The organism is Arthrobacter sp. Hiyo1 (assembly GCF_001263615.2).
Taxonomy (GTDB): Bacteria; Actinomycetota; Actinomycetes; order Actinomycetales; family Micrococcaceae; genus Arthrobacter.
This window is the reverse complement of the sequence record NZ_DF952468.1, coordinates 421,355-429,941: the sequence shown is the minus strand read 5'-3', so window position 1 is coordinate 429,941 and position 8,587 is coordinate 421,355. Positions and strand designations below refer to the sequence as shown.

The following is an 8,587-nucleotide window of genomic DNA, read 5'->3' as shown; positions in this document are numbered from 1 at the left end:
CTCGACAAAACGCTCGACGTCGGCACCGTCAACAGCTTCGACGATGCTGCCGATGACTTCGAAGGAATCACCGGCGTCTGAGCGTTCCACCACGGTGTACAAGCCGTCCTGTGCGGACAGGACCTCCGCGGCATCCGGGCGGCGGCCCGTGAAGGAGGCAATGCCCCACTCGGCCGCGTCGCCTGCATGCTGGGTGTACCACGCCTGGTGGGAGCGGTGGAAGGCCCCCAGTCCCATGTGCACAATGCGTACCGGGGCCTTGGCGATGGGCCTGACGGAGCGGCTCAAGCGGGGAAGCTCCGCAGTTCGCTCGGGTTCGTTGCTCACAGCTTGAAGACCCTTCGGGGTGAGGAGTCGACGACGTCGACGATGATTTCGTGGGCTCGGTCCTCGCTGACACGATGTTCGGCGACGAGGCGCGCAAGGAAGGATGCTTCGATCCGGCGGGAAGCGTCGTGCCGGGCCGGGATCGAGCAGAACGCGCGGGTGTCGTCGATGAACCCCGATGACCGGGAGAAGCCGGTGGTCTCGGTGACGGCGGAGCGGAACCGCAGCATGGCGTCCGGTGCATCGAGGAACCACCAGGGAGCGCCGAGGTACACGGAGGGGTAGAACCCTGCCAGGGGCGCCAGCTCGCGGGAAAACACGGTCTCGTCGAGGGTGAACAGCACCAAGTGGAAGTCCTTGGCCGTGCCGAAGTCCTGGAGCAGGGGGCGGATGGCTTCGGTGTAGTTGGTGGCGAACGGGATGTCGTGTCCAGTGTCCGCTCCGTAGGCCGCGAAGGTGGGCTGGTGGTGGTTGCGGAAGGAACCCGGGTGGATGGTCATGACCAAACCGTCTTCCACCGACATCCTGGCCATCTGGTACATCATGTGGGCTTCGAACGTGTTGCGGTCCTCGGCCGTGGCCTTGCCGGCACGCGCCAGTTCGAAGATCCGCTCGGCTTCGGCCCGGTCCAGCTTGAGCGTCGCCGGGGTGAGGACGCCGTGGTCCGCGGAGACCGCGCCGTGGTCCACGAAATAACGACGGCGGTTTTCCAGGGCTTTGATGTAGCCGGTGTAGCCGCTAGCGCCGTCGGCGGCGGAATCGACAAGCCGCTCGACGTTGGCACCCCATGCCGGGTGCGCGATGTTCAGGTAGGCATCCGGACGGAAGGTCGGCAGCACGCGGCCGTTGAAGGAGGGGTCCTCGGCGATCGCCTTGTGGCTGGCGAGACTGTCCAGGGGATCGTCCGTGGTGGCCAGGACCTCGATGTTGAAGTCCTTGAAGAGCTGGCGGGGACGGAAATCGGGCTCCACGAGCTTGGCGGCAATGGCGTCATAGCTGGCATCTGCGGACATCTCGCCAAGGTCCGCGCCGAGCTTGAACACGCTGTCGAACTGCGTGCGCAGCCAGTACCCAGACGCCGTGCCTTCGAAGAGGGGCCACGCCTGGACGAACGTCCGCCAGATCTCCCGCGATTCGGACGCGTTGGCGCCTCCCGAGAGCAACTTGTCCATGGGGACTCCGCTGGCGTGGATCAGCCTGGTGACGTAGTGGTCCGGGCTGACCAGGAGCGCGGCCGGATCGGGGAACGGCGTGTTGTGCTCGATGACGGCGGCGTCAACGTGGCCGTGCGGAGAGATGATGGGCAGGTCCTGGACGCGCTCCAGTAGGGAGCGCGCAATGCTGCGCGTCCCGGGATCCGCGGGCAGGAGCCGGTCAGGATTGGCTGCGATCGACTGTGACATAGGTCAATTTTCGGCCGGAAGAATCAATCTGTCAACCGGTTGCCAACTATTGCCACCGCGTTGCATCTTCCACCGAAGATCACTTGAAACTACGCGATCAGCCGCCCGCTGGAACCGCGCACCACGAGCTCCGTATCCACCCGGACGGCTTCCGCGGGCCCTTCCTGGCCTAGCAACATGTCCAGCAGGAGGGCGGCAGCGCGGGAACCGCACTCCCCCAGCGGCGACCTCACGGTGGTAAGCGCCGGCGTCGTGAAGTCTGCCCCGAAGATGTCGTCGAAGCCTACGATGCTGATCTGGTCCGGAACGTGCATGCCGGCGGCCTGGAGCTCCTGCATGAGGCCTATGGCAAGGAGATCGTTGTAGGTGATTACCGCCGTCGCGCCGCTCGCCAGGACGTCGCGCGCTACTTGGCGGCCGCCGTCGACCGTTGGCTTGGACGATTCCAAGCGGACGGCTCCCAACTTGTACCAATCGCAGGCAGCTTGGACGCCTTCCCAGCGGCGGCGCGACATCCAGGACTGCGGCGGCCCCGCAACATAGGCGAGCTGCTGGTGGCCGTTGGCGGCTAGGCTCCGCACGGCCTGGCCAATCCCCTTGTTGACGTCCGGGACTACGCACGGCACGCCCTCTATTTCGCGATTGATCACGACTACCGGCTTGTCCGCAGCCAAAGCCCGGATCTTTTCGTCGTCCATGCGGGGGCTCGCCAGTATGAGGCCGTCCACCGTGCCCAACATCCTGCGGGCCGCAATCAGTTCGGTTTCAGGCGACTCCGCAGACTCGGCCAACACCAGGGTGTAGTCCCGGGCCGACCCGGTGGTTTCCGCACCGCGGATAATGTCGAAGAACGTCGGGTTGGTGATATCCGCGACGATCAGTCCGATCGTCTGGGTACGGCCGGTGGGAAGCGCCCGGGCGAAGGGGTTCACCTGGTAATTCAGCTGCTCGGCGGCATCCTCGATGATTTTCTGGGTCTTGGCACTGACCCTGCCCGGTTTGCTCAGCGCGCGCGAAACCGTGGAAGGGTTGACTCCCGCGAGCCTCGCGATGTCGTAGATGGTGGGCGAGGATTTCTCCCCGCGTCCGCGCTTGGCGGGGGAAGTTACTGCTCCGGAGTTCGTCGCTTCAGTCACGGCTCAATCGTAATCTGGCTTGGCAACAAAAGCAGGACGGTTGCCAAACCACTCGGCCGGCGACCGCCCTGCTTAAGTGCCCTACTCACGCGCCCTGCGAGCTAGGAGCGCTCGGCGAACTTGCCTTCTTCGCTGATGCGCTTGTTGAGCTCGCGCATGTACTCCTCCTCGTCGAAGTCCAGGGAGACTTCCTTGCCGGTCCAGCTCGACAGGTGGATGGCGTTGGCCAGGCGGACGCCTTTGATGCCGTCCGAGCCGGGTGCCAACAACGGAGTGCCGTCGAGGATGTTGGCCGCGAAGTTCTCCAGGACGCCGGCGTGTTGGCCGCCCCAGGCCGACTCGAACTCGATCACCTCGGTGGTGTAGTAGTCCTCGGCTTTCAATTCGCCCATGAAGAGCTTGCGGACATCGTCCATGTCCATGCCGTCGCTGAGTTCGCGCTCGGGTTTGACCAGGCGGGTGACCGTGGCTGTCTTGCTGTTTTCCACCACGATCTTGCCCTGGTCACCCAGGATCTCGAAGCGGTCCGTGCCCACAAGGTCGTGCGTGGCCGTGACGAAAACTCCGGTGGCACCGTTGCCGTAATCCACGACGGCGGTGACCTCGTCTTCCACGGCGATGTCCCGGCGGAACCCGTACGCCACCTTAGAGTAGACGGACTTCGGCACGCCGCAGATCCACTGCCACAGGTCGAGCTGGTGGGGTGCCTGGTTGACCAGGACGCCGCCGCCTTCGCCGCCCCACGTGGCGCGCCATTCGCTGGAGTTGTAGTAGCCCTGCGGGCGCCACCAGTTGGTGATGATCCAGTTGGTGCGCCGGATGGCCCCGATCTCGCCGTTGTCTACGATCTCCTTGAGCTTCTTGTACAGGGGGTTGTTGCGCTGGTTGAACATGATCCCGAATGAAAGCTCGGGCTTGGAAGCCGCGAACTCATTGAGCCGCTTGACTTGCTTGGTGTAGACACCAGCGGGCTTCTCGACGAGGGCGTGGATGTTGCGCTTGAGCGATTCGATGCCCATTTCCGGGTGCAGGTAGTGGGGCACGCACGTGACGATCGCATCGACGTCGCCGCTTTCCAGCATCGCGATGTAGTCGTCGTAGAACGGCGCACCTGGGTACAGGGAGGCCGCCAGCTCCTTCTTTGCAGGATCGGTGTCGCAGATAGCGCCGATCACCATGTTCGGAACCAATCCGTCAGTGATGAACTTGGCGTACGTGCCGCCCTGCTGGCCTAGGCCGATGATGCCAAGGCGTACTTTCTTGCTCATGAGTAGATCTCCGTTGTAGTGGGATTAGAAGAGGTCGGCGTGACCCATGGCCACCAGGTTGTCGTATGAAGTCTGCAGGGCTTCCCACACCGTTCGGCCATAGAGCTCGTCCTGCTCCACGAGCAAGTACTCCGCGCCGGCAGCCTGGGCCGCGTGAATGATGGACGGGAAGTCAAGGTTGCCTTCGCCCACTTCGGCAAACTGGACCACGTTCTTGAACTCGGCCATGAAGCCCGCGAGGTCCCCCGTTTCCAGGAGCCCGAAGGCCAATTCCGGCAACTCCCCTATCCGGTAGTCCTTCAGGTGCACCATGGCCGTGCGTCCGGCGTATTTGGCCAGGGTCCGGACGGGATCCAGGCCGCCGCGCTGCACCCAGTGCACGTCGATCTCCATGCCCATGGCCGGGGAGTTTTCGGCGATGATGTCCAGCATGTATGTGCCGTCGAACTTCGCGAACTCGATGTGATGGTTGTGGTAGTACAAGCCGATGCCGTGTTCACGGAGGCTTTCGGCGTATTCGTTGGCTTGCTTCGCGAAGTCCACCACGGCGTCGATCGACTTCATCGCCGGGAAGGGCATCATGCCAATCCGCAGTAGGTGGGTGTCCAGCCGCTTTGCGTCGTCAACGATCTTGTCGAGGTGGTCCTTAAGTGAGTCGCCGGGCATGCCCTTAGGCGTCTCCATGGCGACCGAAAGCGCCGCGATGTCCATGCCCAGTTCGCTCCGGGAGCGATCCAGTTCGGCAACGTTTTCCGGCGTCATCGGGATCTGCGAAATCTCGACCGCGTTGTACCCGATCGCACTGACCTTGCGGAGCGTTTCAAACGCCCCGTCTTCGGCAAAACTGCCCTTCAGCATCATTGCCTGTACGCCGATTTTTGCCACTTTTGTCCTCCGTTGGTTCCGGGCCTTTATGGGCCGCGTGGTTAGCCCACTTGCCCGGAAATGTCCGGGTAGCTTTGGGCATAGATGTCTTTGACGATCCTGAGTGATTTTTCGGCTTCCACGGGGCTGATCCAGAAGGGAGCAGGATCCCCGAGCTTGGCATAGAAGTCCTTGATCAGGAGTTCGTGGGATACGCCCCAATACGCGCGCCCACCCGATTCCAAGGCCCGTTCCGCGATGGTTTCCACGGTGCCGTCGCTGTAGCTGACAACAAGGTCGCCCCGGAGGCTGAGCGTGGCCTTTTCGGTCACGATGTCCAGCGTCACCGGTGCGTTGGTGACGTTCGCCAAGGTCGCATAGAAGACGCTGGTGGCACCGTTTGCGTGCCCGGCGATAAATTCCGCCGTATCCTCCACCTCGATCACGCCGCCCAGCGAGCGCGTGGAGGCGTGGCCCTCCACCTTGGTCACGTCACCTACCAGCCACTGGAGCAGGTCCACCGTGTGGATGGCCTGGTTCATCATGAGGCCGCCGCCTCCTTCGGCCCAGGTACCGCGCCACGGCCTGTCACGGTAGTACTCGGCCGTCCGGTGCCACATCACGGTTGCCGAGGCGCCGAGAACCTGGCCCAGCCCGCCGTCGTCGAGCAGTCTCCGCATGGCCTGGGACGTCGCGTTGTAGCGGTTCTGGAAACATACGGCGATCTTCGCCGTACTCCGTTCGGCCGCCTCAACCAGCCGGCGTCCCTCTTCCAGGGTGTGGGCGAGCGGCTTCTCGACAATCACGCTGACGCCGCGCTCAAGGCACTCCGCGGCCAGCGAGGCATGCAGGTGGTGCGGAGTGCAGATATGCACGACGTCGGGCCTCACCGATTCGAGCATCTCCAGGTAGTCCGCGTAACCCGGCACACCGTAGGCGGCCGTTGCCGCCTGGAGGCGACCGGCGTCGGTGTCGCAGACCGCCACGAGTTCAACGTCGTCCATTTTGGCGATTGCTCCGAGGTGCACACTCGATACATCGCCGCAACCGATGACTGCTGCTGTAGGCATTCTTCTCCCTCGAAAGATGTTTTCCTTTGAACCTACAGGCCCTCAGGCGAGGGCAACACCGTTCTTGGCTGCGAGTGCCGCAAAGGCGCGCGCTGCGGCGCCGAAGGCGACGGGTCCGGAGAATCCGCCCAATTCGTGTGTGCTTGCAAGGTGGGGTTCGAGCGAAACGAAGCCGGCAAAGCCATCGGCCTTGAGCGCGGCGATGGTAGCGTCCAATTCGCCGTCGCCTTCGCCTGCAGGCACCACTTCACCTGTCCCGCTGATTGCATCCTTGATCTGGAAGTACTCCAAGTAGGGGCGCAGCACGGCATAAGCCTCGGTGTACGGCTTGACGCCCACCTGGACAAAGTTGGCGCTGTCCCAGGCAACGCGCAGCGCGGGTGAATCGACAGTCTTCATGATGTCCAGGACGCGCTCGGGCGTGTCGCCGTAGATGCCCTTTTCGTTTTCGTGCAGGAGGACGACGCCGGACGCTGCCGCCTCGTTGCTAAGTGCGGTCAGGCGCTCCATGACTGAGTCGCGGATGTCTTCCGGGCTCTGCCCTTCGGCCCGGTAGAAGGAGAAGATGCGGATGTACTTGGTGTCGAGCACCTTGGCCACCGAAATGATCTGGCGCAGCCGGGCGAGCTCATGTTCCACCGGAACACCGACGTCAACCTTGCCGATGGGGCTCGCGACTGCGGAAACCTTCAGGCCCTTCGCGTCCAGGATCGCCTTGAGCCGCCCGACCTCTTCCGGTTCGAGTTCCGAAACGTTGGTGCCCCACGCGCTGCGCACTTCGATATGGCCGGCACCGAGCGCCAGCAGGACTGCGGCCTGGACCGCGGGATCGGGATCCACTTCGTCGCCGAAACCGGACAGGCTCCACACGGCATTGGTTTCAGTCACGGAATTCTCCTTTGGATCCGTTCGCCCGCATGGCGACAAATGGCACCAAATCGTAGTTCACGGGCATGCGTTCGCCTCGAGTCTAGCCACCTTGGTGTCGGATTGACAACCGATTGCCAAATATTGGCAACTTGTGGATGCGCATCGGCCGGACTAAAAACGGGACGCCTGGTTTTTCCCGGAAGCGGTGTCCGTATCCCCTCGAGCTTTCCTGGTGTCGGGCTTGACCGGGCCTTGCCGCTTCTGTCCGAGATCGTACAACGCCCCGAATGAGCCGTCGTCAGGCCTGCGCCCCCGGGGCCCGGCCGCCAGGAGATCCACTGCGATTCCCTATGGCACTGAGGCCCACGTGCTGCCAAGATGGGCTCCATGGACCCTCTGGACATGGCGACGACCCCTCTGTCCGAACCCGTTGTGCTGGTTGTCATGGGTGTTTCCGGCTCAGGGAAATCCACGGTTGCCGCACTCCTGGCGGGGCGGCTTGGCTGGGCCTTCGAGGAAGGGGATGCCTTGCATCCCCAAACAAACATCGACAAGATGGCAGCGGGGCATCCGCTGACGGATGAGGACAGATATCCCTGGCTGGAGAAGGTCGCCGAGTGGGTCGACCAGAGGCTGGATCACGGGGAAAACGGCGTCATCACGTGTTCGGCGCTCAAACGGTCCTATCGAAGCATTATTAATCGCCGAGGTTCAGGCGTCGTCTTCGTTTTTCTGTCCGGGACGCCCGAGACTATCAGCGCACGGCTGGCCGAACGCCACGGCCATTTCATGCCCGCCAGTATGTGGGGGAGTCAGTTCGCGGATCTTGAAGAGCTGTCTCCGGGTGAGCCCGGAATCCGGATCGACGTTGGCCCGGCTCCAGGAGTGATTGCCCAACAAATCATGGACAAGTTCGGCCTGCGGCCGAGCGGAACAGGACGAGAACCATGAACGGAATCTCCATCCTCAGCAGGCCCCTCGCCGGGGTAGCCACGGACGCCACTACGGATGCGATGCATCAACCTTGGACCGGCCACGACACCCAAGTACTTGTTGTGGCGGCCATCGGCATCGCGATAGTCGTCTTGCTGATCGTCTGGGCAAAGATGCATGCTTTCCTGGCATTGAGCATCGGCGCCCTCTTCGTCGGCATTGCTTCGGGCATTTCCTTGGACAAGGTGACAACCTCCTACGAAAATGGCGTCGGCGGCGTGCTGGGCTACGTGGGTGTGCTCATCGCCTTGGGAGCCATGCTGGGCAAGCTGCTGGCTGATTCCGGCGGCGCGGACAAGATCGTGGACACGCTCCTCCATGGCCGGCCTGCAACGCTGCCCTGGAAGATGGCGCTCATCGCCGGCATCATCGGCATACCCATGTTCTTCGAGATCGGGCTCGTGCTGCTCATTCCCGTGGTGATGCTCGCTGTGCACCGCTCCAAGGGCCCGGCAATGCTTCTTGGCATTCCGGCCTTGGCCGGTTTGTCGGTCCTCCACGGTTTCATCCCGCCGCACCCGGGCCCGTTGGCCGCGATCGGCATCCTGCACGCCAATGTCGGTGTGACCCTCGCGTTTGGACTACTCATAGCCATTCCGACCGTAATCATCGCAGGTCCCCTCTTTGGTCGTCTCGCCGCACGGATCGTGCCGATC

8 protein-coding genes and 1 pseudogene are annotated in these 8,587 nt (G+C 63.1%); 2 read left to right on the top strand and 7 right to left on the bottom strand.

Translation table 11 applies throughout. The features are described from left to right. The 7 genes and pseudogenes from AHiyo1_RS01920 to AHiyo1_RS01890 all read right to left on the bottom strand — a co-directional run. Positions 1 to 237, bottom strand: a pseudogene (locus AHiyo1_RS01920) (mannitol dehydrogenase family protein); the annotation flags it as partial. 86 nt (positions 238 to 323) lie between these two features. Then, positions 324 to 1,730 carry a glucuronate isomerase gene (gene uxaC, locus AHiyo1_RS01915; RefSeq protein ID WP_059387439.1) on the bottom strand — a complete coding sequence of 469 codons (1,407 nt, stop codon included), beginning with the start codon at positions 1,728 to 1,730 and terminating at the stop codon, positions 324 to 326. Between the two features lie 89 nt (positions 1,731 to 1,819). Beyond that, positions 1,820 to 2,866: a LacI family DNA-binding transcriptional regulator gene (locus AHiyo1_RS01910; RefSeq protein ID WP_059387438.1), complete on the bottom strand. Its 1,047-nt coding sequence runs from the start codon at positions 2,864 to 2,866 to the stop codon at positions 1,820 to 1,822. Between the two features lie 101 nt (positions 2,867 to 2,967). After that, positions 2,968 to 4,134 (bottom strand): Gfo/Idh/MocA family protein, encoded by a 1,167-nt coding sequence (locus tag AHiyo1_RS01905; protein ID WP_059387437.1) that lies wholly within the window; start codon positions 4,132 to 4,134, stop codon positions 2,968 to 2,970. 24 nt (positions 4,135 to 4,158) lie between these two features. Further along, positions 4,159 to 5,019 carry a sugar phosphate isomerase/epimerase family protein gene (locus AHiyo1_RS01900; RefSeq protein WP_253257116.1) on the bottom strand — a complete coding sequence of 287 codons (861 nt, stop codon included), beginning with the start codon at positions 5,017 to 5,019 and terminating at the stop codon, positions 4,159 to 4,161. 41 nt (positions 5,020 to 5,060) lie between these two features. Then, positions 5,061 to 6,068, bottom strand: coding sequence for a Gfo/Idh/MocA family protein (locus AHiyo1_RS01895; RefSeq protein WP_059387436.1), 1,008 nt, complete (start codon positions 6,066 to 6,068; stop codon positions 5,061 to 5,063). Between the two features lie 42 nt (positions 6,069 to 6,110). Then, positions 6,111 to 6,956: a sugar phosphate isomerase/epimerase family protein gene (locus AHiyo1_RS01890; protein WP_059387435.1), complete on the bottom strand. Its 846-nt coding sequence runs from the start codon at positions 6,954 to 6,956 to the stop codon at positions 6,111 to 6,113. Between the two features lie 369 nt (positions 6,957 to 7,325). Here AHiyo1_RS01890 and AHiyo1_RS01885 point away from each other — a divergent pair, with 369 nt between their 5' ends. Then, positions 7,326 to 7,889, top strand: a complete 564-nt coding sequence (locus AHiyo1_RS01885) for a gluconokinase (RefSeq protein WP_253257115.1) — start codon at positions 7,326 to 7,328, stop codon at positions 7,887 to 7,889. A gap of 62 nt (positions 7,890 to 7,951) precedes the next feature. Beyond that, positions 7,952 to 8,587: GntT/GntP/DsdX family permease (locus AHiyo1_RS01880; protein WP_216363133.1), on the top strand; the 636-nt coding region annotated here is incomplete at its 3' end.